This window comes from Lysobacter sp. TAF61 (assembly GCF_052113485.1).
GTDB lineage: Bacteria > Pseudomonadota > Gammaproteobacteria > Xanthomonadales > Xanthomonadaceae > Lysobacter_J.
Window position 1 is genome coordinate 64,438 of the sequence record NZ_JBFRDH010000007.1, and the last position, 22,216, is coordinate 86,653.

Below are 22,216 nucleotides of genomic sequence, written 5' to 3' on the forward strand. Positions count from 1 at the left end.
CGCAGCTGGGCCTGCGGGCCGGCGACGCGTCGGGTCTGGCCCGGCCCTTCAGCGGGCCGGTGGCACGGTCTGTTCGGCCCGCCCTTGTTCGCTGCCGACCACCTCGACCTTGGGCTCCTTCCACGGCCCGGTGACGCGGTAGGTGCGCGAGGCCATCTGCCCCAGCGGCTTCTGCAGGACCGCATTGGCCGCTGCGCCGATCGCCGCTCCGACGGGGCCGGCGGCAATGGCGCCGGCCACGGTCAGCAGGTTGCCGGCCTTGGGCCGCACTTCGATGGTCTGGTCGAAACTCTGCGCGCGCAGGTTGGCGCTGCCGCTGATGCTGATCTGCGCGGCCGGCCCGTCGATGGAGATCGCGTCGCTGTGGGCAGTGCCGGCAGTGAATCGAAGCTTGCCGCCGGCACGGTTGAAGGCGAATCCCTTGGAGAAGAAGTCGCGGAAATCCAGCATCAGCCGCCGCGGCAACTGGGCCAGGCTGAGCAGGCCGAGCACGCGGCCGGCGCCGGGCTCGACTTCGAGCAGGCGACCGTCGCGGATGTCGGCATCGAGCGAGCCTTCCAGCGTCGCCAGGTTGAAGTCGGCGGGACTGCCGTTCCAGCCCGCGGCGAAATGCATCGTGCCGATACCACCGGCCAGTTGCTGGCTCATGCCGAAGCCGCCCAGCAACGTGCCCAGATCCTTGCTGTCGATCCGCACGTCCATCTGCGTGCGTGCAGCCGCGCCGCGCCCGCTCCACTCGCCGCTGACGTCGAGGCTCTGGCCGGTGCCGCGCATGCGCAGTTGTTCGAAGCGCATGCCATTGCTGCTCGGTCGCGTGCGCAGGTTGGCTTCGCCCAGATGCGCATCGGCGACACGCAGGTCGGCGATGTCGATGGTCAACGGCGGGATCCTGGCGGGATTGAAACCGTCGTTGCCTGCCGGCGCGGGCGCGGGCGGTGCCGGCGTGGAGGCGGCCGCGGTGGCGGCCTTCGGAGCGCGCCAGTAGACGCGATCGAACCGGCCCGCGATCGGCGCGCCGTCACCGGCGGGGATCAGCGCCGCGCCCTGCAATGCCGCGCCTTCCACCTGCACCGCGATTGCGCCTTGTGGGGCTGGAACCACGACCAGATGCGTGTCGGCGAAGGCGCCACCGAGCAGGTTGAACCGCTGCGCGGTGACGTCGATGCGCTGCAGCGCGAGCCCGCCGCTGCCGCCGCCGTACATCATCGCGATCCAGTCGATCGCATCGAACACCGGCGCGCGGCCGGTGGCCACCAGGCCATGCGCCGGCGGCGCTTCGTCGACACGCCCGCCACCCAGTGCGACCCGTACTCCGGTCTGCGATTTGCCCGAGGCATCCTCGCGGCTGCGCGCGCGCACCGAGACCAGGTTGCCCAGGGTCACGCGGATGTCGTCGCTGCCCATCGGCAAGGGCGCATCGATGCTCGCCGCCAGCGCGTCGCCGGCGGGCTTGCGCAGCGGCGCGGGCAGGTTGAGCGCGGTACCGACCAGGTCCGAGCGCAGTTGCAACTGCGTGGGCACGGCGCGTCCCGACGACGCCTTCGGGATGGCGATGCCGACCGTCCAGCGCGAGCGGCCATCGACGTAAGGCTTGAGCCACGCCATCTCCGGCGCGCGATCCAGCAGGTCGGCAATGGCCATGTCGGCATCGAGACCGGCCTCGAACACGTGCGACTTGTCGCTCACGTACTGGTCGCCAGCCAGCAGCGACAAGCGCCCCGGCTGGCCGTCATGGCGTACGCGCAGATCCTTGGCGCCGAAACCGCCGCGCCCGTAGATGGCCGAGCCGTTGACCTGGTCGAACGCGAGCTTCCAGCGCGGGTCGGCGAGTTTGGCGTCCTTGAGTTCCACCGTCCCGCTGATCGCCGTCACTGCGCCATGGACCAGCGGCAGGGTCATGTCGAAGCCGACCTTGGCCGGTCCGCTTGCGACCACGTTCTTGAGCGTGTCGGCGTGGTCGTGCTGCAGCGGACTGGCGCGCAGCAGGTTCAGCAGTTGCGCGGCGTCGCCCCCGCCCTGCGCCTTGACCGTCAGCGCGCCACCGCCGTAATGATCGATGCCGGCGCGGATGTGATCGATGGCGACTTCAGCCAGCTTGCCGTGCCCCTCGACGGTGAAGCCGTCGGCGATGAACGCGACATCGGCCTCGAGACCTTCCGCCGCCGGCCATTCCGGCTGGAACTTGACCACGGCGTCATGCAATTGGGCAACGGCTTCGAAGCGGCCGTTGCGATCGCGGAACGGCCAGTCGTCGAGGTCGCCCGACACCACCGCATGGCCATTGCGAAGCTGCCCGCCGACCAGCGCCGAGTCGAGCCACCCGATCACGCGCGGCGACATCTTGTGATGGATCCAGAAACCCTTCGCGACCGGCACCTGGGTCTCGTCGATGTCGGCGGCGATGTCGATCCACGGCCGCGATCCGTCGCCCTGCCACCACAGGCCGCCACGCGCGGTCACGCCGAAGCCATCGCCCTTGATCGCCAGCGACGGCGTGCCGATGCGCCAGCCGGCGCCCTCGCGCCAGCCGCTGACCATGCCGTGCAGGGCGGCGGTATGGACGACGCCGAACCCGCTCGGCCAGTCGAACCGCATCGGCGACTTCTGGTCGAGCACCAGGCTGAAGCCGTCGGCATCGCCGTCGAACTCGCCGGCCAGTCCGCTCAGTCCCGGCGCGTTGCCGACCGCCTTGAACCCGAACGAGGCGATGCGTGCATGCGTGCGCATCGGCCCACCGCGCACGCCGGCCACTTCGATGCGTTGCAGCGACGCCTGCGGCGCGGTGTTGTGCAGCCACTGGCGAAGGCCAGGCTCGAGCCGGTCGCTCAGCGCCGCGGCCGCAAGCAGCGGGCCGGCGTCGATCTGGTCGGCCATCAGTGCGAAACGGCTGCCGCCCGCGATCGCCAGGCCGTCGAGCTTCTGCGCATGGCCGGCACTGTCGATGCGCAGCTTCGGCGCGTCCGCGCGCCAGCCACCGTCCACCAGCCGCCAGCGCGCACGCGCCTCGATGTGCGGGAACATCAGGCGCGGCACCTTGCCGCCGGGCAATGCCTGGCCGCGCAGGCCGACGCGGTCGAGCGCGGCATCGATGATCACATCGGTGATGCGGTGGCTTCGCAACTGCGCCCACGCTTCGGCGCGGCCCTGGCCGGACTCGCTGCCGACACCGGCCAACTGCAGCAGCGGGCCCCATGCCGCCAGATCGGCGCGACGCGTGCCCAGGTAGGCCCTGCCATCGCCCTGCTGGCGGTCGAAGTCGAACACCGCGTCCAGCGGCGAGGAGGCGGCGCCGGGCACGCCAACGCTCGGCCAGGCGCGGACACCGGCGCGCACGCGCGGGCCGTCCACGCGCAGACGCAGGTCGATGCGCGGGATGCGCGCGTCGATGCCCAGCTGCGGCGCGATCACCGACAGCTTGCCACCGATGACCTGCAGTTCGCCCAGGCCTTCCAGCGCCGACAGCGGATCGCGCGCGGGCTGCTCCTGGCCGGGCAGGCCGCGCACTTTCCAGCGCGCGTCGTCGCTGCGTTCCAGGGTCAGGTCGAGGCCACGCAGGCGCAGCTCGGAAAAGGCGTGGCCAGGCAACAGGCCGGCGTAGACCGACACCAGCATCTCGGTGTCGCCCACGGTGAACGCCTCATCGCCCGCGCCGACGCGCAGATTGTCCAGGCGCAACAGCGGTCCGCGCCGGGTCCAGTCGGTTTCGACCCTGTCGAACGAGACCGGCCGGCCGGCGCGCTCGCTGAGCCACGCGGCGACGCGCTGCGGATTGCTTTCGGCCAGCGGCAGCAACTGGCTGGCGATCGCCAGCACCAGCGCGATCAGCACCAGCACCAGGGCGGTCGTGTAGGCCAGGCCACGGCGGGCGATGCGCAGGCGGCGGCGCATGGGGGTCGGCATCGTGCTTCAGCCTTCCGCCCTAGAGGAGAACCACATCGAACTGCTCCTGCGCATACTGGTCGTCGGCCTGGAAGCGGATCGACTTGGCGAGGAACTCTTCCAGTTCGGCCACCGCCGCCGACTCTTCGTCGGTGATGCGCGCGACCACTTTCGGCGAGGCGATCACCAGCAGCCGCTGCGCATCGAACTGGCGCACCTGGCGGACGATGTCGCGGAAGATTTCGTACGTCACCGTCTCCGGCGTCTTCAGCGTGCCGCGGCCGCCGCACTCATGGCAGGCCTCCGACAGCTGGCGCTCCAGGCTTTCGGTGGTGCGCTTGCGCGTCATCTCTACCAGGCCCAGCGGCGAGAACTCGTACACCGTGGTCTTGGCGTGGTCGCGCGCCAGCGACTTCTCGAGCTGGCGCAGCACCTGCCGCCGGTGCTCGGAATCAATCATGTCGATGAAGTCGATGATGATGATGCCGCCCAGGTTGCGCAGGCGCAGCTGGCGCGCCACCGACTGCGCAGCTTCGAGGTTGGTGCGGTACACCGTCTCCTCGAGGTTGCGCTGGCCCAGGAACGAGCCGGTGTTGATGTCGACCGTGGTCATCGCCTCGGTCTGGTCGATCACCAGGTAGCCGCCGGATTTGAGCGGCACTTCCTTGTCGAGTGCGCGCTGGATCTCGTCCTCGACGCCATACAGGTCGAAGATGGGCCGCGCGCCGGTGTAGTGCTCGATCTTCTCGTCCAGGCCCGGCATGTACTGCGCGGCGAACACGCGCAGGCGCTCGCAGGTCTCGCGGGAATCGACGCGCACTTTCTCGACGTCCTTGCGCATCAGGTCGCGGACCGCACGCAGCGGCAGGTTCAGGTCTTCGTACACGCGTTCGCCGACGCGGGCGCTGCGCGAACGTTCCTCGATCAGGCCCCAGACCCGGCCCAGGTAGGCCACGTCCTCGGCCAGCTGCTCCTCCGGCTGGCCCTCGGCGTTGGTGCGCACGATGTAACCGTGGCTGTCGCCGGACGGGGCCAGCGAGGTGATGTGGCTCTTGAGGCGGGCGCGCTCGGCCTCGTCCTCGATCCGCGCCGAGACGCCGACCACGCGCGTGCGCGGCAGCAGCACCAGGTAGCGCGAAGGAATGCTGAGCTGGGTGGTGAGTCGGGCGCCCTTGCTGCCGATCGGGTCCTTGACCACCTGCACGATGATGTCCTGGCCCTCGCGCAGCAGTTCGGCAATCGGCCGCGTCGGCGTCGGCGGCAGCGGCGCCTCCTCGCCTTCGCTGGCGCCCTCGGCGACCGGCACGGGCTTGATGATGTCAGCCGCGTGCAGGAACGCCGCGCGCTCCAGGCCGATTTCGACGAACGCCGCCTGCATGCCCGGCATGACCCGCTGGACCTTGCCCTTGTAGATGTTGCCGACCACGCCACGGCGCCAGCCACGTTCGATGTGCAGTTCCTGGAGCATGCCGTTTTCGACGACGGCAACACGGGTTTCGCGGGGCGTAACGTTGACCAGTATTTCTTCGGTCACTTCAACACTCCGAACTGTCGCAGCAAGGTGGCGGTCTCGTACAGCGGCAACCCCATCACACCGGAGTAGCTGCCGGACAGGCGTGTGGTGAATGCCTCGGCCAGGCCCTGGATCGCGTACGCGCCGGCGCGCCCGTGCGGCTCGCCGCTGGCAACGTAGGCATCGATCTGCGACGGACTCAGCGTGGCGAAGGTGACTTCGGAAATCGAGACGGCCTGCAGCTCGCGCGACGGCGAAACCAGCGACACTGCCGAGATCACCTGGTGGGTGCGTCCGGACAACCGGGCCAGCATCGCCGCGGCGTCGGCGTCGTCGGCCGGCTTGCCGAACACCTCGTCATCGAGCACGACCTCGGTATCGGAGCCAAGCACGACCGCGGACGGGTTGCCGACCACCTTGAGCAGTCCGGCCCCGGCCTTCTCGCGGGCGACACGGCGCACATAGGATTCGGCCGGCTCGCCGGGCTGCGGGTGCTCGGGGATGTCGAGGTCGAGCACGCCGAACTCCAGGCCAGGCTGGCTCGACAGGAGCCGGCCCAGCAATTCGTGCCGGCGGGGGGATTTGGAGGCGAGATAAAGCATCGGCGAAAGCATAACCCGCGCTGACTGCGCGACAGCGCACGCAACCTCATCCAACCCCGACCAGGCTCACGAATCGTTCACCGCACCATCCAGACCCTAGCCGCAACCACAAGGAGTTGTTCATGCCCCTGCCGTCTTCTCGCCCGTCTTCGCGGCTCGCCCTGCGCCCGCTCGTGCTGGCCGCCGCCCTCGCATTTGGAGCCTTCCCCGTCGTGAGCCCCGCCCAGACCACCCCGTACGTAGCGACCGACGGCACCCTGCTGTCGGTGTCGGCCCAGGCCGAGAGCCGTCGTGCGCCCGACATCGCAACCCTGTCCACCGGCGTTGTGACCCAGGCGGCCGACGCCAACTCGGCCATGCGCGCCAATGCCGAGCAGATGAACAAGGTCGTGGCCGCGATCAAGGCCGCCGGCATCGCCGAGCGCGACGTCCAGACCAGCGGCGTCAATCTCAACCCGCAATACAGGTACGCCGAGAACCAGCCGCCGACGATCACCGGTTACCAGGCGCAGAACACCGTCAACATCACCGTCCGCGACATCGCCAAGCTCGGCAGGATCATGGATGCGCTGGCCGCCACCGGCGCCAACCAGATCAACGGGCCGACCTTCGACATCGACGAAACCAAGAAGGGCGAGGCCTACGACGAGGCCCGCCGCGCCGCGGTCGAGAAGGCGCAGACGCGCGCGCAGATGTACGCCAAGACGCTGGGCCTGAAGGTCCGCCGCATCGTCAGCATCAGCGAGGGCGGCAGCTTCGCCCCGCCGCGGCCGATGCCGATGATGGCGATGGCGCGCGGCAAGGAAGCCTTCGACACGCCGATCGCGGCCGGCGAGAACACCCTCTCGGTCAGCCTCGACATCGTCTTCGAACTGGGCAACTGAGCGCCGCAGCGCTGAAGCTTCCCGCAAGGTCCAACGATCAGGCCCGCCCCGCGCGGGCCTGATTTTTTTCAGGGTCCGTAACCCCGCCGCCGCCATGGATGCGTTTGCCGCCAGTGCAGACCACACAGGAGGCGCGCCATGTCGAATGCAATTGCCCTGCACCACCAGGCCGGGCCGTTCAAGCTCGGTGAACTCGATAGCAGCCGGATAGTCGCTGCAGCCGGTGCCATCGCCGTCAATGCGGTGGTGGCGATGCTGCTGATGGTCCCGTTGGCGCAGGTCGCACCGCAGCTGGAAGAAGACACCATCCAGATATTCGAATTGCCACCCAGGGCCACCAAAACAGAGCCGCCGCCGACCGAACCGGTCAAGATCGAAAAGAACAGGCCCCAGCCCGCGCCGACGCGCTCAGAACGTTTGACCCCCGCGCGCAGCGAACCCATCGAGGCCGTGGTCGACGCCCAGACCGGCGACGAAGCACTGCAACCGGTCGATCCGGTCACACCCGGCGGATCAACCGGCGAATCGATCGGCGAGTCGACGGAGCCTGCCACCGGCTCAGTGCTGCAGGCATTGTCGGCGCCCGCGCCGGCCTATCCAGGTGAAGCGGTGCGTCAGGGCCTGATGGGTACGGTCGAACTGGAGATCCTGGTCGGCATCGACGGACGACCGCTGGAAGTGCGCGTGGTCCGCAGCAGCGGTCACCGCGTGCTCGACCAGGCCGCCCGGCGGGCGGTGCTGACGCAGTGGACGTTCCAGCCGGCGTTCCGCAACGGCCAAGCCGTGCAGGCGCTGGGGCGCGTGCCGATCGAGTTCAAGCTGGCGCGGTGATCAGCACGCGCGCGGTGATCAGGCGCGGTGATAGGGATGGTTCGCAAGCAACGCCGCCGCGCGGTACAGCTGCTCGGCGGCAACCAGCCGCACCAGCATGTGCGGCAGCGTCAGCGGCCCCAGCGACCACGACTCGTCACCGCGCGCGATCACTTCCGGCGCATGCCCTTCAGGACCGCCGATCAGGAACGCGAGGTCGCGCCCCTGCCCGCGCCAATGTTCCAGCCGTTGCGCCAGCTGCTCGGACGACCAGGTCTTGCCGCGTCCATCGAGGGTGACCACGCACGCGTTCTTCGGCAACGCCGCCAGCACGCGTGCGCCTTCGTCCTGGGTCGCACGCGCCGCATCGCGGCCCTTGCCGCGCAGGCCGGGCTCGATCTCGACCAGCTCCAGCGGCAGCCAGTGCGACAGGCGCTTGCGGTACTCGCCGAAGCCTTCGGCCACCCAGCGCGGGGCGTGTTCACCGACGGCGATCAATTTCGCTTTCATTGCAGAGATGGTACCGGCTGCGTGTCACGTTCCGGCGCACTGACATCGGCATGTCATCGCATGGCCATGCCCCGCACCTAGGTTGCAGGCTCCCCCCAGCCCCGCAGGAGTCCGCAGATGGATGCATTGGATCTCTCCCGCCGCCAGGTCCTCAAAGGCGGTGCCGCCGCGATGACGCTTGGCGCCATGGGCAGCCTTGGCGCGCTGTATTCGCGCCAGGCGCTGGCCGCCGGCGACCCCACCCGCCTGGCCCCCATTCCCGGCCGTTATGGCCCGCTCGCGCCGGTCGCCGATCTCGCTACCGGCCTGCCGCTGCTGCAACTGCCGCGCGGTTTCAGCTACCGGTCCTTCGCCTGGAGCGGCGATGCGATGAGCGACGGCCAGCCCTGCCCCGATCGCCACGACGGCATGGCCGTGGTCGGCCTGCGCCGGCCCGGCTCACGCCCACGCGACAACAAGCACGCCTCCGGCCGTGGCCGCGGCAACGAACTGGTACTGATCCGCAACCACGAACGCGGCGCAGCCACCCCGATCAACGCACCGGGCATGTACGACCGCGGCGACATCGGCGGCGGCCAGGTCGCCGGCGGTGGCACCACCACGCTGACCTGGCGCCAGGGCCAATGGCGCAGCAGCGAAGCCAGCCTCGGCGGCACCCTGGTCAACTGCGCCGGCGGGCCGACGCCCTGGGGCAGCTGGCTGACGTGCGAGGAGATCAAGACCGACGCGGTATCCAGCACCGGCAAGAAGCACGGCTACGTCTTCGAAGTGCACCCGGAAGCCGAACGCACCTGCGGCCGTCCACTGATCGGACTGGGACGCTTCAGCCATGAAGCCGTGGCGATCGATCCGCGCACCGGCATCGTCTACATGACCGAGGACGACCGCAACAAGGCCGGCCTCTACCGCTTCATTCCCAACGATCGCGCCGGCCGCTACGGCTCACTCGAACACGGCGGGCGCCTGCAGGCCGCGCGCGTGCGCCGCCGGCCCAACGCCGACCTCACCGTGGCCGCGATCGGCGACGAATACGCACTGGAATGGGTCGACATCCCCGATCCGGACCTGGACACGATCGTCGCCCCGGCCGGCTTCCCCGACATCTCCGCCGGCGAAACCCTCAGCGGCCCGTTCGCACAGGCCTGGAGCGCCGGCGCGCTGCGCATGAGCCGCGGCGAAGGCATCTGGCACAGCTACGGCAAGATGTTCATCGTCGACACCAGCACCGGCGTCGACGCACAGGGCCGCAAGGGCCGCGGCAACGGCGCGGTGTGGGTGCTCGACCTGCTGACCCAACGCATCCGCGCGTTGTTCGTCAGCGGCAACCAGCTCGCCGCGCACAACCCAGACAACATCACCGTCAGCGCGCGCGGCGGCGTGCTGCTGTGCGAAGACGGCGGCGAAAGCCCCGACCAGTACGGCCCCGGCGCGCGACTGATCGGACTGACCCGCCAGGGCGAGTCGTTCTACTTCTGCAAGAACAACATCGAGCTGACGTCGACGCAGATCGGCAACGCCGGCAAGGTCATCCCCGAGGGCGACTACCGTGAAAGCGAGTTCTGCGGCGCCTGCTGGGATCCGTTGAGCCAGGCGTTGTTCGTCAACATCCAGACACCGGGGATCACGGTGGCGATCACGGGACCGTGGGAGCGCGGGCACCTGTGATCTGCAGACCGGTCAACGTCCATGGATTCCCGCCTTCGCGGGAATGACGGCTCTTCAACGAAGACCGGGAACGAAATTTCCGGAGCGTCGTCCGGCGGCTCGGGGATTGCGTGGCAGCGGGCCATGGATGGCCCGGCGGGCGACGCCACTCCGAGCCTCTACGACGCCGATCGCACAAATGAAAACGGCGCCCGCAGGCGCCGTTGTCCTTGACTCGATGAACAGCGACTCAGCGACGCCGGCCGTAGCCGACCTCGTACTCCTGGTCGTCTTCCATGCCCGGCGGCTGATCGCCGACCGTCCACAGACGCTCAAGCGCATAGAACTCGCGAACGCGCGGCAGCATGACGTGGACGACAACGTCGCCCAGATCGACCAGCACCCACTCGGCCTCGCGCTCGCCTTCGACGCCCAGCGGCTGGACATCGAGATTCTTGGCGAATTTGACGACTTCGTTTGCGATCGACTTGACGTGGCGCGTCGAAGTGCCCGAAGCGATCACCATGTAGTCGGTGACGCTGCTCTTGCCGCGCACATCGATCTCGACGACGTCCTTGGCCTTGAGTTCCTCGACCGCGGCATGGACCGTCTTTAGCAGGAGATCTACCGGCGGCGGCGGGTCGGGCAAACGGGTCTTGATGACTTGTGCTTCGGTACTCAAGGGGCGATGGCTCTCGGCGCGGGGGGCATCTGGATTATGTCATGCAGATTATAACGAAGCCGGCGTGACGTCCCGGACGGCGTAAAGACCGTGACGGACGATGTACTCGGCGACAGCCGCCGGCACCCAGTCTCGCCAGGCCTCGCCAGCGGCGATCCGGCGGCGCAGCTCCGTGGAGGACTCAGGCCGCTGCAGGGGCAGTTCAAACGCCGCGAAGCCCCCAGCAGGGGCTTGCGACAGATCCCGGGGCGGGCGCCAGCGCGCGGCGACCTCCGCATGAACCGGCGGCGACTGCTCGGCGATGGTGGCCATATCCAGATGCGACCCCGGCCGGGCCACCGCCAGGACATGCGCGAACTGGAACAATTCCTGCCAACGGTGCCAGCGATGCAGCTGCAGCAGCGAATCGCCGCCGACCATCCACACGATCGGCGTGTCCGGGCCCAGCTCCGCGCGCAGCTCACGCAGGGTGTCGACCGTGTAGGACGGCCCCTCCCGGCGCAGCTCGCGGCGATCGACCTTGAGCCCGGGCTCGCCGGCCACCGCCAGATCGAGCATCCGCGCCCGCGCGATCGCGTCGGCGTGGGTCGCGTCCTTGTGCGGCGGATCGGCGGCGGGAACCAGTTGGACCTGCGCATCGAGGCCATCGCGCACCGCGCGCGCCACCGCCACGTGGCCGCAATGGACCGGATCGAAGGTGCCGCCGTAGTAGACCTGCAGCGCCATGGCGAACGCTCAGCCGCGCGGTGCGACGAGCAGCCTGGCGGCGCGCGGCTCGGCCACGGCCAGCAGCAGGCGCTCCAGCGCCAGCCAGGCGTCGGTCGGCTCCTCGCCGATGCGCATGCGACCCTTGGCGATGCGGTCGACGCGACCGGCTTCGGCCACGAACGCATCCCAGCGCGGCGCCGCGTGGCGCTGCAGCGCGCGCCGGTACATCGGCTGCTTGGAATCCCAGATGCGCTGCGCCTTGAATTCGCCGGCGAGGTTGCCGCCGCGTGCCTGCACTCGCGCCAGCGATGCGGCGCGCTGCAGTTCCATGACGACCATGCCGAGCAATGCCGGCACCGCCTCGCCTTCCGCGCGCAGCCCGGCGAGCATGCGCGCGACCAGCGCAGCCTGCCCGTTCATCGCCGCATCGACCAGGCGGAACACATCAAAGCGTGCGGCATCGGCGACCAGCTCGGTCATCTTCGCGCTGTCGAGCGTGCTGCCATCGGACAACAGCGCAAGCTTGTCGATCTCCTGCGCAGCTGCGAGCAGGTTGCCCTCGACGCGATCGGCCAGGTTCTGCACCGCGTCGCGGTCTGCGCGCAGGCCGTGCTGGCGCAGGCGCCGTTCGATCCAGTCGGGCAACTCGTGCGGCTTGACCGCCCAGGCGATCGCGATCTGGCCGATGCGACCGATCGCCTCGCTCCACTTGCCGCCGTGCTGTTTGCTCCATTCGCCGGCAGTGACCATCAGGACCACGTCGGCCGGCGGATCGGCGCAGAAATCGCTGATGACTTCAGCGCCCTCCTTGCCCGGCTTGCCGCTGGGCAGACGCACTTCCACCAGGCGACGGCTGGCGAACAGGCTGGGCGCGCGGAAACTGGCCGACAGACCATTCCAGTCCGGTTCGCGCTGGTTGCCTTCGGCCTCGAAGACTTCGCGTTCGGCAATGCCCTGCCTGCGCGCAGCGGCGCGCACGGCGTCGGCGGCCTCGAGCACGCGCAGCGGCTCGGGCCCTGCGATCAGGTAGGCCGGACGCAACGGCGGCGGCGCAGCCTGGTCGAGGCCAAGCTGGGCTACCAGCTGTTCCGGTTTGAGTTCCATTGCGACGACGGCAGGCTCAGCGCGGCGTGCCGCCGCCACCTTCTGCCGGCGGGACGGGCGCGGCGGCAGGCGCCGGCGTGGTCCCTTCGGCAGCAGGCGCCGGCGTGGCCGCAGGCAACGCACTGACGTGACGGGCGACAGCATCGAGGCGGCGCAGCACGGAAGCCACCATCTCGCGGCGCATTTCACCCTGCAGGATTTCGCGTTCGCCTTCGGTACCGATCGACTGCACCGGGTTGGACACGTAGTCGCGCGCGAGCTCGACGGTCTGGCGCGGCACCGGCGTGGTGCCATCGGCCTTGCGCACTTCGAACGTCACCGCATAGCGCAACGAGTACTCCTGCGCGCGGCCGAGTTCGTCCAGCGCGATCGGGCGGTCGCCCCACTGCTCGCCGAGCAGGTCGAGCACGGTTGCATTGCTGGTGTCTTCGGTCGCCGGCACCGCACCGGCGCGGGTCAGCGCCTGCGCCAGAGAGTCGGCCAACGGGCTGTAGCGGTCCGACGACACCACCCGCACCGGACCCATGTCCGGCGGCAGCACGAGGGCGTTGCGCAGGTGGAAGCCACAAGCCGACACGGCCAGGGTGATCACCAGCGCGGCGCTGGCGGGGAGCATGCGACGGATCGGGCGCATCTGGCGGATCGGGTGACGGATCATGCGGGCAGTCTGGACGAGGCGTGCGTGGCCATCAATAGCGGGCGGCGGCTCGTTCAGCCTGTGACGACGGGCGGGCCCTCACCCCAACCCCTCTCCCGCGGGCGGGAGAGGGCCCAGGACGCCGATCAAGCGGCGACGATGTTGACGATCTTGCCCGGCACGACAATCACCTTGCGCACCGTCAGGCCTTCCATGTACTTGGCCACGTTCGGTTCGGCCAGGGCCAGGCGCTCGGCGTCTTCCTTGCTGATGTTCACCGCAACGTCGATGGTGCCGCGCAGCTTGCCGTTGACCTGCACCGCCAGCGTCACCGCGTCGCGCACCAGCGCGGCCGCATCGGCCTGCGGGAACGGCACGTCCTCCAGCAGCGTCTCGGCATGGCCCAGGGCCTGCCACAGGGCGTGGCAGACATGCGGCGTGACCGGATTGAGCAACAGCACCATCGCCTGCAATGCCTCGTGGCGAACGGCCCGGCCCTGGTCACTCATGTCGTCGAACTTGGAGACGTGGTTGAGCAGTTCCATCAGCGCCGCGATCGCAGTGTTGAAGCTGTGGCGGCGGCCGTAGTCGTCGCCGACCTTCTGGATGGTTTCGTGCAGCTGGCGGCGCAGCGTCTTCTGCGCAGCATCCAGCTGTGACGCATCCACTTGCGGATGGTCAGGCTGGGAGACGTGCTCGAGCACCTCGCGCCAGAAGCGGCGCAAGAAGCGCGACATGCCTTCCACGCCCGCCTCGTTCCATTCCAGCGACTGCTCCGGCGGCGCGGCGAACATCGAGAACAGGCGCACCGTGTCGGCGCCGTACTTGCCGACCATCAGTTGCGGGTCGACGCCGTTGTTCTTCGACTTCGACATCTTCTCGGTGCCGCCGATCACGACCGGCTTGCCGTCGGCCTTCAGCGTGGCGCCCGTGATGCGGCCGCGCTCGTCGCGGATCACCTCGACGTCGGCCGGGTTGATCCAGTCCTTCGAGCCGTCGGTGTTGTCGCGGTAGAAGGTTTCCGCGATCACCATGCCCTGGGTCAGCAGGTTGATCGCAGGCTCGTCGCTGTTGACCAGGCCCTGGTCGCGCATGAGCTTGTGATAGAAGCGGAAGTACAGCAGGTGCAGGATCGCGTGCTCGATGCCGCCGATGTACTGGTCGACCGGCGTCCAGTACTTGGCGCGTTCGTCGACCTGCTGCTCCGCGCCGGGCGAGGTGTAGCGCGCGTAGTACCAGCTCGACTCCATGAAGGTGTCGAACGTGTCGGTCTCGCGCTCGGCCGCACCGCCGCACTGCGGGCAGGTGGTCTGGCGCCAGGTCGGATCGGACTTGATCGGCGAGGCGACGCCGCTGAAGGCGACGTCTTCGGGCAGCACCACCGGCAACTGGTCTTCCGGCACCGGCACGTCGCCGCACTTCGCGCACAGGATCACCGGGATCGGGCAGCCCCAGTAGCGCTGGCGGCTCACGCCCCAGTCGCGCAGACGGAAGTTGACCCGGCGCTGGCCGCTGCCGTCGCCTTCGAAGCGCGTGGCCAGCGCATCGAGCGCCTGCTGGAACTCCATGCCGTCGAACTCGCCGGAGTTCACCAGCCAGCCGCGCTCGGTGTAGGCCGACTCTTCGGCGATGCGACGCTGGAACTCTTCCACCACCTGCACCGCGGCCGTGGTGTCGTAGACATCGACCGAACCGGCGCCGCCGAGCGCGCTGCGCATCGGGTCGTCGTGGCGGGCCAGGTGCTGGCCAATCTCGGCCAGCGCGTCACGCACCTGCGCCGGCACGATGACCATGCGGATCGGCAAGACGTAACGCTGGGCGAATTCCCAGTCGCGCTGGTCGTGCGCGGGCACGGCCATGACCGCGCCGGTGCCGTAGTTCATCAGCACGAAGTTGGCGACGAACACCGGCAGTTCTTCGCCGGTGATCGGGTGGATGGCGCGCAGGCCGGTGTCGCGGCCGCGCTTTTCCTGGGTCTCGAGCTCGGCTTCGGTGACACCGCCCTTCTTCAGGTCGGCCAGGAACCCGGCCAGCCCGGCATCCTTCTGCGCCGCCGCCAGGGCGAGCGGGTGCTCGCCGGCGATCGACACGAAGGTCACGCCCATCAGCGTGTCCGGGCGCGTGGTGAACACGCTCAACGGCGCAACGGCGTTGCCGTCTGCATCGCGCACGTCGAAGCGGATCTCCAGGCCTTCGCTGCGGCCGATCCAGTTGCGCTGCATGGTCTTGACCGCATCCGGCCAGCCCGGCAGCGCGTCCAGTCCGTCGAGCAGTTGCTGCGCGTAGTCGGTGATCTTGAGGAACCATTGCGGGATTTCGCGCTTTTCCACCAGCGCGCCGGTGCGCCAGCCGCGGCCGTCGACGACCTGCTCGTTGGCCAGCACGGTCTGGTCGACCGGATCCCAGTTGACCACCGAGTTCTTGCGGTAGGCCAGGCCCTTCTTCATCAGGCGCACGAACATGCGCTGCTCGTGCACGTAGTACGACGGCTGGCAGGTGGCGAACTCGCGCGACCAGTCGATCGCGTAGCCCATCTGCTTGAGCTGCGCCTTCATGTGGGCGATGTTGGCGTAGGTCCACTTGGCCGGCGCCGTCTTGTTCTTGATCGCGGCGTTCTCGGCCGGCAGGCCGAAGGCGTCCCAGCCCATCGGCTGCAGCACGTTGTGGCCGGTCATGCGCTTGTAGCGGCTGATGACGTCGCCAATCGTGTAATTGCGCACGTGACCCATGTGCAGCGCGCCGGACGGATACGGCAGCATCGACAGGCAGTAGTACTTGGGCTTGTCGGAGCGCTCGTCGACCTCGAAGGCGCGGCTGTCGTCCCAGTACCCCTGGGCGGCGGCCTCGATGGCAAGCGGATCGAAGGCCCGGATGTCGGTGGCGTTCGGATCGGCGACGGTTTGAGCGGCTTCGGCGTCTGTGGACACGGGGGGCAAGGGAAAGCTAGGGGAAGACCGCCAAGCCTACCGCAGTGCACAAATGGCCGCTATTCCGCCCGGGGCCGCGCGGTCGCCCGATCAGGCGGCGGCCGCCAGACCGCCACCGCGTGACCGCCGCCACGGGAGGTTGCGACCAATGTCCCAGCGGCCCGGCCCGCCCGCGCGGCTACAGTAGTGGCTTCATCTGGGGAGATACCGAATGCGCCTGTCCACGCTTGTCCTGTCCTTGACCACCGCCCTGGCCGCCGCGCCGGCCGTCGCCGCCGGCGACAGTTACGCGCTGCAGTGCGGGCAGTTGTTCGACGCCCGCGCCGGCAAGGTGCTGGGCCCGCACACCGTGATCGTCCGCGATGGCAAGGTCGCCGAGGTGGTCAGTGGCCAGGCCGACATGGCGGGGCTGGAGCGCATCGACCTGTCCGGCCATACCTGCTCGCCGGGTTGGACCGACCTGCACGTGCATCTGGGCAGCCAGTCGAGCCCGCAGAGCTACTCGGAAGGCTTCCGCCTGGACGACGTCGATTTCGCGTTCCGCTCCGTCGGCTTCGCCAAGAAGACGCTGCTGGCCGGCTTCACCAGCGTCCGCGATCTGGGCGGCGAAGTCAGTCCGCACCTGCGCGACGCGATCAACCAGGGCCTGGTCGACGGGCCGCGGATCTGGGCGGCGGGCAAGTCGATCGCCACCACCGGCGGCCACGCCGATCCCACCAACGGCTACAACGACGCGCTGTCGCACCTGATCGGCCCGCCCGGCCCGACCGAGGGCGTGATCAACTCGATCGACGACGCGCGCCAGGCCGTGCGCCAGCGCTACAAGGAAGGCAGCGACGTGATCAAGATCACCGCCACCGGTGGTGTGCTGTCGTATGCAAAATCCGGCGACGCGCCGCAGTTCACCGTCGAAGAGGTCAAGGCGATCGTCGACACCGCCAAGGACTACGGCTACCGGGTCGCCGCCCACGCCCACGGCGAGGAAGGCATCCGGCGCGCGGTGCTCGGCGGCGTCACCTCCATCGAGCACGGCACCTACATGAGCCCGGAGGTGATGTCGCTGATGAAGCAGAAGGGCACCTGGTACGTGCCGACCATCTACGCCGGTCGCTTCGTCGCCGACAAGGCCAAGATCGACGGCTATTTCCCGGAGGTGGTGCGGCCCAAGGCGATCCGCATCGGCGCGCTGATCCAGGACACTGCCGGCAGGGCCTACAAGAACGGCGTCAAGATCGCCTTCGGCACCGACATGGGCGTCGGCCCGCACGGCGACAACGCGCGCGAGTTCATCTACATGACGGAAGCCGGCATCCCCGCCAACGTAGCGCTGCAGGCCGCCACGATCCGCGCAGCCGAGGTGCTCGGCGTCGACGACCAGGGCGTGATCGAAATCGGCAAACGCGCCGACATCATCGCAGTGCCCGGCAACCCGGTCGAGGACATCACCGCAGTGATGAAGGTCGACTTCGTGATGAAGGACGGCAAGGTGTACCGCCAGCCCGATTCGCGCACCGACACGGCGTCGGCAGCGCTGTAAGTCTTCGAGGCTGACGTAGCTTCGGAACGGCGTCGCCCACAGGCTCCTGCCTTCGGAGCGGCGTCGCCCACCACGCTTCGGCACTTCGTTGATCGGTCTTCGGCCGGCGCACGACGAGGAGCCGTCATGTCACCGTCTTCTGGGCATCACGGGCTTCTCGTCGCATCTCCGCCGTTGTCACCGTCATCCCCGCGAAGGCGGGGATCCAGGGACGTTGGCTTTGTCCCCACGGCTACAAAAGCAAATGGATCCCGGCGTTCGCCGGGATGACGGCAGGGGCACGCCGCTGGGTTCCCGCCTTCGCGGGAATGGCGGGCGGGGGCAGCGGCGCTGGGTTCCCGCCTTCGCGGGAATGACGGCGATCCAAACGAAGACCGGGAAATCAAGCGCTGGGGCGTCGTCCGCCGGGGCGGGGATTGCGGAGCAGTGGGCCATGGATGGCCCACGCCCGGCATAAAGACAGGATGTCGTCTGCCGGGCGTAGCAATCCCCGCCCCGGCGGACGGCGCCACCCCGAAGCTGACGCCCCAAGCTGGCGCGCCCCGGCGGACGCCCGAAGCTGACACCACTCAGAAGCCAAAGCGTCAGCGGCGACGCGACGCCATCCACACGCACAGCAACCACAGTGCCAACAGCAACCGCTGCGCCACCGGCCCTGGCAACCACGTGTTCGGCAGCACGTTGAACACCACTGCCAGCGCACCAGCCGCGAAGAACGCCCACCCCCACCCACGCCAGCCCGGCGCAGAACGCACCCCCAGGCCCAGCAACAACGCACCCGGAGCGAACGACAACCACCACAACAGCCAGGCGGTCGCATGCCACTGACTCTGCGCGTTCTCCAGATCGGAGGCATCGAGCGGCAGCAAACCCTGCGCCGCGAATGCCAACGCCGAAATCGCCAGCATCCACACGCCCACCGCGGCGATGCGACCGGCGCCCACCGGCAGCCGCCCGCGCAACCGGAAGGCCACCACCGCGGCCAACAGCCCCGGCACGATGAACGCCAGCAGATTGAACCCCGCCGCACCCGGCACCCCACGCGAACCGAGCAGCGCGACCGGATGCTGCAGGTGCGAAAACGCATCGAACACAGCGGCGAAGCCGAAGACGGCCGCAGCACACGACAGCACCGCCAGCGTGCCGGCATGGCGATCGAACAACGAGGCGGCGCGGCTTGGGGAGTTGGAATTCACGGCGGTCCGGCGGGTCGGGAATGCGGCGCTTCATGCTAGCGTGCCGACCGCCCGGCCATGCTTGCCAAGCACGCCGCCCGCCCCCATCTCCTGCCACTGACCACCGAGCCGACCCGAGCCGAGCTGATGACGACCGAAACCGCCTCCCCCCACGTCTTCGACGCCACCGCCGACAATTTCGAAGCGCAGGTCCTGCAGAAGTCCCTGCAGACACCGGTGCTGGTCGACTTCTGGGCCGAGTGGTGCGGCCCCTGCAAGACCCTCGGACCGATCCTGGAAAAGCTGGCTGCCGACTACAACGGCGCCTTCGAGCTGGCCAAGGTCGACGTCGACAAGGAACCGCAACTGGCCGGCGCATTCCAGGTCCGCTCGATCCCGACCGTGTTCCTGGTCAAGGACGGGCAACTGGTCGATGGCTTCCCCGGCGCACTGCCGGAAGGTCAGATCCGCGAATTCCTCAAGCACCACGGTGTCGAGCCGGGCGAAGCGGCCGCTACCGAAGCGGTGGAGGCCCCGGCGCCGGCGCTGGACCCGCACGAGGAAGTGGTGCGCCTGCACGCCGACGTGGCGGCCAATCCCGACACCGCCGAGCTGCGCCTCGAGCTGGCCCTGGCCCTGCTCAAGACCGGCGCAGTGTCGGAGGCCGAGCAACTGCTCGACGGCCTGCCGGCCAACCTCGCCACCGACGACCGTGCCCAGCGCGCGCGTTCGCGCCTGGAGTTCGCCTCGCTGCTCAAGGACGCGCCGCCGGCGGCCGTGCTGGAAGCCTCGATCGCCGGCAATCCCGACGACCTGCGCGCCCGCCATCTGCTTGGCGCCATCCACATCGTCGACGGCAATGCCGAGGCCGGCCTGGAGCAGTTCCTGGAGATGCTGCGGCGCGATCGCAGCTACGCCGAAGGCCTGCCGCGCAAGGCGCTGATCGACGCGTTCCGGGTGGTCGAGGACGAGGACCTGGTGGGCCGCTACCGCCGCAAGATGTCGTCGCTGCTGTTCTGACCGCCACAACCATGCAGCGCATGAATCGGGGCGTCGCATCACCCGCACCACAGGAACCTGGAATACCGCACAAAAGTACTTCACCGTACGGAAATTGATGGTTGATCCAGGTCAAGGCAGTCGTCATTGTGGGAAACCACACTGCCGCGTTCCACGCCACGGTACTTCCAGATGACTCGTCCCAATTCATTCGACCGCGCGCAGCTGCTTGCATGCGCCGGCGGCACCATGTTCGGCCCCGGCAACGCGCGCCTGCCGCTTCCGCCGATGCTGATGTTCGATCGCATCACCCACATCGCCACCGAAGGCGGAAGCTACGGCAAGGGCGTGATCCGCGCCGAGCTCGACATCAACCCGGACCTGTGGTTCTTCGCCTGCCACTTCGAAGGCGACCCGGTGATGCCCGGCTGCCTGGGCCTGGATGCGCTGTGGCAGCTGTGCGGTTTCTTCCTGCCCTGGCTGGGCGAACCCGGTCGCGGCCGCGCGCTGGGCGTGGGCGAGGTGAAGTTCACCGGCCAGGTGCTGCCGGATGCAAAGCTCGTCAGCTACGAAATCGATATCCGCCGGGTCATGCGCGGCAAGCTGGCGCTGGTCATCGGCGACGGCAGCGTGAGCGTCGACGGCCGCCAGATCTACACGGCCAAGGATCTTCGCGTCGGGCTGTTCACTTCCACCGAGGGCTTCTGAATGCGTCGTGTCGTTGTCACCGGCCTGGGTGTGGTTTCGTGCCTGGGCAATGATCGCCAGTCGGTCACGGACTCCCTGCGCGAAGGGCGCGCGGGCATCAGTTTCGTTCCCGAGTACGCAGAGAAAGGCTTGCGCAGCCATGTCGCCGGCGTGCCGCAGATCGACCTGGAGTCGCGGATCGATCGCAAGCTCAAGCGTTTCATGGGCGATGCCGCGGCCTACAGCTACATCGCCATGCACGATGCGATGACCGAGGCCGGCCTCGACCAGGAACAGATGCACAACGTCCGCACCGGCGTGATCGCCGGCTCCGGCGGCGGCTCGCCGCAGTGGCAGATCGAACTGGCGGACATCCTGCGCGAGAAGGGCATTCGCCGCGTCGGCCCGTACATGGTGCCGCGCACGATGTGCTCGACCGTATCGGCGACGCTGGCCACCGCGTTCGGTATTCGCGGCCTCAGCTACTCCATCAGCGCCGCATGCGCGACGTCAGCGCATTGCATCGGCATGGCCGCGGACCTGATCCGCCATGGCGCGCAGGACGTGGTGTTCGCGGGCGGTGGCGAAGAAGTCCATTGGGGCATGACCGCACAGTTCGACGGCATGGGCGCGCTGTCCACGCATCGCAACGACACCCCGCAAAGCGCCTCGCGGCCGTACGACAACGACCGCGACGGCTTCGTCATCGCCGGCGGTGGCGGCATGGTCGTGCTGGAAGACTACGAACACGCCCGCGCCCGCGGCGCCCGCATCCTCGCCGAACTGGTCGGATACGGCGTCACCTCCGACGGCGCCGACATGGTCGCCCCCTCGGGCGAAGGCGCGGTGCGCTGCATGCAGATGGCGCTGGCCGGCTACGACGGCCGCGGCGTCGGCGCGATCGACTACCTCAACACGCACGGCACCTCCACGCCCCTGGGCGATGTGGTGGAACTGGAAGCGGTGCGCGCCGCATTCGGCGACAACGTGCCGCCGCTTTCATCGACCAAGGCGCTCAGCGGCCATTCGCTGGGTGCTGCCAGCGTGCATGAGGCGATCTACTGCCTGCTGATGATGGAAGGCGGATTCATGGCCGCCTCGTCCAACATCGAAACACTCGATCCTCGCGCGGAGAGCTTCCCGATCCTGCGCGAGCGCCGCGACGCGGCCTGCGACACGGTGATGTCCAACAGCTTCGGCTTCGGCGGCACCAACGCCACACTGATCTTGCGTCGCGCGGACTGACGCGCGGCAAACCATTTGCGGCAGACAACGCCGCAGACAAACCGCTCTGAACAACCAGCACGCCCCGCGCGTGCTGGTTGTCGTTGTCTGGAAAAGCAGACGCATGGACTCCCGGGTTTTGACTCAGATCAAGGTCCCGACGCCCGCACGCGCCTACCGTGTCGACATCGGCCCTCCCTCCCCCAGGAATTGTCCATGAAGCACAAGCATTCCACGACGATCGTTTCGACCTCCCTGCTCTGCCTGGGCCTGCTGTCCGCAACCGGCCTCGCCCATGCCGCGGGCAACTGCACCATCGCGCTCAAGGCCGACGACGCGATGAAGTTCGACCTCAAGACCGTCACCGTTTCGGCGGCCTGCCCGACCATCACGGTCGAACTGGCGCATACCGGCAAGCTGCCGGTGGCGGCGATGGGCCACAACGTCGTGATCGCGACAAGCAAGGACATGGAGGCCATCGGACGCGACGGCATCAAGGCAGGCGCGGCCAACAACTACCTCGCCAAGGGCGACGCGCGCGTCATCGCCGCAACGTCGTTGATCGGCGCAGGACAGAAGACGACGGTGTCGTTCCCGGGCAAGAAGCTCACCGCCGGCGGCGACTACGCATTCTTCTGCAGCTTCCCCGGCCACTCGTTCCAGATGAAGGGCAAGCTGACGGTCACCAGGTAGA

The 22,216-nt window shown here is 68.7% G+C and carries 18 protein-coding genes; 8 read left to right on the plus strand and 10 right to left on the minus strand.

Annotation, left to right across the window (positions count from 1 at the left end; genetic code table 11):
* Positions 1-48 precede the first annotated feature (48 nt).
* The 3 genes from AB4Y64_RS15575 to AB4Y64_RS15585 are packed head-to-tail and all read right to left on the minus strand — an operon-like array spanning position 49 to position 5,994.
* On the minus strand, positions 49-3,900 hold the full coding sequence (locus AB4Y64_RS15575; protein WP_441817376.1) for a YhdP family protein: 3,852 nt from the start codon (positions 3,898-3,900) through the stop codon (positions 49-51).
* A gap of 19 nt (positions 3,901-3,919) precedes the next feature.
* Positions 3,920-5,413: a ribonuclease G gene (gene rng / locus AB4Y64_RS15580; protein ID WP_441817377.1), complete on the minus strand. Its 1,494-nt coding sequence runs from the start codon at positions 5,411-5,413 to the stop codon at positions 3,920-3,922.
* Positions 5,410-5,994: a Maf family protein gene (locus AB4Y64_RS15585; RefSeq protein WP_441817378.1), complete on the minus strand. Its 585-nt coding sequence runs from the start codon at positions 5,992-5,994 to the stop codon at positions 5,410-5,412. Before AB4Y64_RS15585 ends, rng begins: the two co-directional genes overlap by 4 nt.
* Before the next feature lie 122 nt (positions 5,995-6,116).
* Between AB4Y64_RS15585 and AB4Y64_RS15590 the strand changes: the two genes are divergently transcribed.
* Both AB4Y64_RS15590 and AB4Y64_RS15595 read left to right on the plus strand, forming a co-directional pair.
* Positions 6,117-6,878, plus strand: a complete 762-nt coding sequence (locus AB4Y64_RS15590) for an SIMPL domain-containing protein (RefSeq protein WP_441817379.1) — start codon at positions 6,117-6,119, stop codon at positions 6,876-6,878.
* Between the two features lie 138 nt (positions 6,879-7,016).
* Entirely contained in the window at positions 7,017-7,709 is a 693-nt protein-coding gene (locus AB4Y64_RS15595; RefSeq protein WP_441817380.1) for an energy transducer TonB, read from the plus strand.
* A gap of 18 nt (positions 7,710-7,727) precedes the next feature.
* Here the strand turns inward: AB4Y64_RS15595 and rlmH are convergent, their stop codons facing one another.
* Positions 7,728-8,198, minus strand: coding sequence for a 23S rRNA (pseudouridine(1915)-N(3))-methyltransferase RlmH (gene rlmH, locus AB4Y64_RS15600; RefSeq protein WP_441817381.1), 471 nt, complete (start codon positions 8,196-8,198; stop codon positions 7,728-7,730).
* A gap of 117 nt (positions 8,199-8,315) precedes the next feature.
* On the opposite strand from rlmH, the gene AB4Y64_RS15605 reads away from it, so the two are divergent.
* Positions 8,316-9,863 (plus strand): alkaline phosphatase PhoX, encoded by a 1,548-nt coding sequence (locus tag AB4Y64_RS15605; RefSeq protein ID WP_441817382.1) that lies wholly within the window; start codon positions 8,316-8,318, stop codon positions 9,861-9,863.
* A 229-nt stretch (positions 9,864-10,092) separates the two neighbouring features.
* Here AB4Y64_RS15605 and rsfS read toward each other — a convergent pair whose 3' ends face one another.
* The 5 genes from rsfS to leuS all read right to left on the minus strand — a co-directional run bounded on the left by rsfS (position 10,093) and on the right by leuS (position 15,846).
* On the minus strand, positions 10,093-10,524 hold the full coding sequence (gene rsfS, locus AB4Y64_RS15610; protein WP_441817383.1) for a ribosome silencing factor: 432 nt from the start codon (positions 10,522-10,524) through the stop codon (positions 10,093-10,095).
* Positions 10,525-10,572: 48 nt separating this feature from the next.
* Complete coding sequence (gene nadD / locus AB4Y64_RS15615) at positions 10,573-11,250, minus strand: nicotinate-nucleotide adenylyltransferase (protein WP_441817384.1); 678 nt, start codon at positions 11,248-11,250, stop codon at positions 10,573-10,575.
* Positions 11,251-11,259: 9 nt separating this feature from the next.
* On the minus strand, positions 11,260-12,336 hold the full coding sequence (gene holA / locus AB4Y64_RS15620) for a DNA polymerase III subunit delta (protein WP_441817385.1): 1,077 nt from the start codon (positions 12,334-12,336) through the stop codon (positions 11,260-11,262).
* 16 nt (positions 12,337-12,352) lie between these two features.
* Positions 12,353-12,952, minus strand: a complete 600-nt coding sequence (locus AB4Y64_RS15625; protein WP_441817553.1) for an LPS-assembly lipoprotein LptE — start codon at positions 12,950-12,952, stop codon at positions 12,353-12,355.
* A gap of 167 nt (positions 12,953-13,119) precedes the next feature.
* Positions 13,120-15,846, minus strand: a complete 2,727-nt coding sequence (gene leuS, locus AB4Y64_RS15630) for a leucine--tRNA ligase (RefSeq protein WP_441817554.1) — start codon at positions 15,844-15,846, stop codon at positions 13,120-13,122.
* Positions 15,847-16,111: 265 nt separating this feature from the next.
* On the opposite strand from leuS, the gene AB4Y64_RS15635 reads away from it, so the two are divergent.
* Entirely contained in the window at positions 16,112-17,437 is a 1,326-nt protein-coding gene (locus AB4Y64_RS15635; RefSeq protein WP_441817386.1) for an amidohydrolase family protein, read from the plus strand.
* 584 nt (positions 17,438-18,021) lie between these two features.
* On the opposite strand, the gene AB4Y64_RS15640 is transcribed toward AB4Y64_RS15635, so the two are convergent.
* Complete coding sequence (locus tag AB4Y64_RS15640) at positions 18,022-18,633, minus strand: DUF998 domain-containing protein (protein WP_441817387.1); 612 nt, start codon at positions 18,631-18,633, stop codon at positions 18,022-18,024.
* Positions 18,634-18,759: 126 nt separating this feature from the next.
* Between AB4Y64_RS15640 and trxA the strand changes: the two genes are divergently transcribed.
* The 4 genes from trxA (at position 18,760) to azu (ending at position 22,215) form a co-directional block, all read left to right on the plus strand.
* A complete protein-coding gene (gene trxA / locus AB4Y64_RS15645) occupies positions 18,760-19,632 on the plus strand; it encodes a thioredoxin (protein ID WP_441817388.1) in 873 nt (290 codons plus the stop codon).
* Positions 19,633-19,803: 171 nt separating this feature from the next.
* Complete coding sequence (gene fabA / locus AB4Y64_RS15650; protein WP_441817389.1) at positions 19,804-20,319, plus strand: 3-hydroxyacyl-[acyl-carrier-protein] dehydratase FabA; 516 nt, start codon at positions 19,804-19,806, stop codon at positions 20,317-20,319.
* The gene (fabB, locus tag AB4Y64_RS15655; RefSeq protein ID WP_441817390.1) at positions 20,320-21,543 is read left to right on the plus strand and encodes a beta-ketoacyl-ACP synthase I; all 1,224 of its coding nucleotides are present in this window, start codon (positions 20,320-20,322) and stop codon (positions 21,541-21,543) included. It abuts the gene before it with no gap.
* A gap of 195 nt (positions 21,544-21,738) precedes the next feature.
* Positions 21,739-22,215, plus strand: a complete 477-nt coding sequence (gene azu, locus AB4Y64_RS15660; protein WP_441817391.1) for an azurin — start codon at positions 21,739-21,741, stop codon at positions 22,213-22,215.
* Position 22,216: the final 1 nt, after the last annotated feature.

Excerpts from the sequence above, each read along its gene's own strand:
- AB4Y64_RS15575 (WP_441817376.1), bottom strand. The coding sequence starts at position 3,900 with ATGCCGACCCCCATGCGCCGCCGCCTGCGCATCGCCCGCCGTGGCCTG.
- AB4Y64_RS15585 (WP_441817378.1), bottom strand. The coding sequence starts at position 5,994 with ATGCTTTATCTCGCCTCCAAATCCCCCCGCCGGCACGAATTGCTGGGC.
- AB4Y64_RS15590 (WP_441817379.1), top strand. The coding sequence starts at position 6,117 with ATGCCCCTGCCGTCTTCTCGCCCGTCTTCGCGGCTCGCCCTGCGCCCG.
- AB4Y64_RS15595 (WP_441817380.1), top strand. The coding sequence starts at position 7,017 with ATGTCGAATGCAATTGCCCTGCACCACCAGGCCGGGCCGTTCAAGCTC.
- rlmH (WP_441817381.1), bottom strand. The coding sequence starts at position 8,198 with ATGAAAGCGAAATTGATCGCCGTCGGTGAACACGCCCCGCGCTGGGTG.
- AB4Y64_RS15605 (WP_441817382.1), top strand. The coding sequence starts at position 8,316 with ATGGATGCATTGGATCTCTCCCGCCGCCAGGTCCTCAAAGGCGGTGCC.
- nadD (WP_441817384.1), bottom strand. The coding sequence starts at position 11,250 with ATGGCGCTGCAGGTCTACTACGGCGGCACCTTCGATCCGGTCCATTGC.
- holA (WP_441817385.1), bottom strand. The coding sequence starts at position 12,336 with ATGGAACTCAAACCGGAACAGCTGGTAGCCCAGCTTGGCCTCGACCAG.
- AB4Y64_RS15625 (WP_441817553.1), bottom strand. The coding sequence starts at position 12,952 with ATGCTCCCCGCCAGCGCCGCGCTGGTGATCACCCTGGCCGTGTCGGCT.
- AB4Y64_RS15635 (WP_441817386.1), top strand. The coding sequence starts at position 16,112 with ATGCGCCTGTCCACGCTTGTCCTGTCCTTGACCACCGCCCTGGCCGCC.
- trxA (WP_441817388.1), top strand. The coding sequence starts at position 18,760 with ATGACGACCGAAACCGCCTCCCCCCACGTCTTCGACGCCACCGCCGAC.
- fabA (WP_441817389.1), top strand. The coding sequence starts at position 19,804 with ATGACTCGTCCCAATTCATTCGACCGCGCGCAGCTGCTTGCATGCGCC.
- fabB (WP_441817390.1), top strand. The coding sequence starts at position 20,320 with ATGCGTCGTGTCGTTGTCACCGGCCTGGGTGTGGTTTCGTGCCTGGGC.
- azu (WP_441817391.1), top strand. The coding sequence starts at position 21,739 with ATGAAGCACAAGCATTCCACGACGATCGTTTCGACCTCCCTGCTCTGC.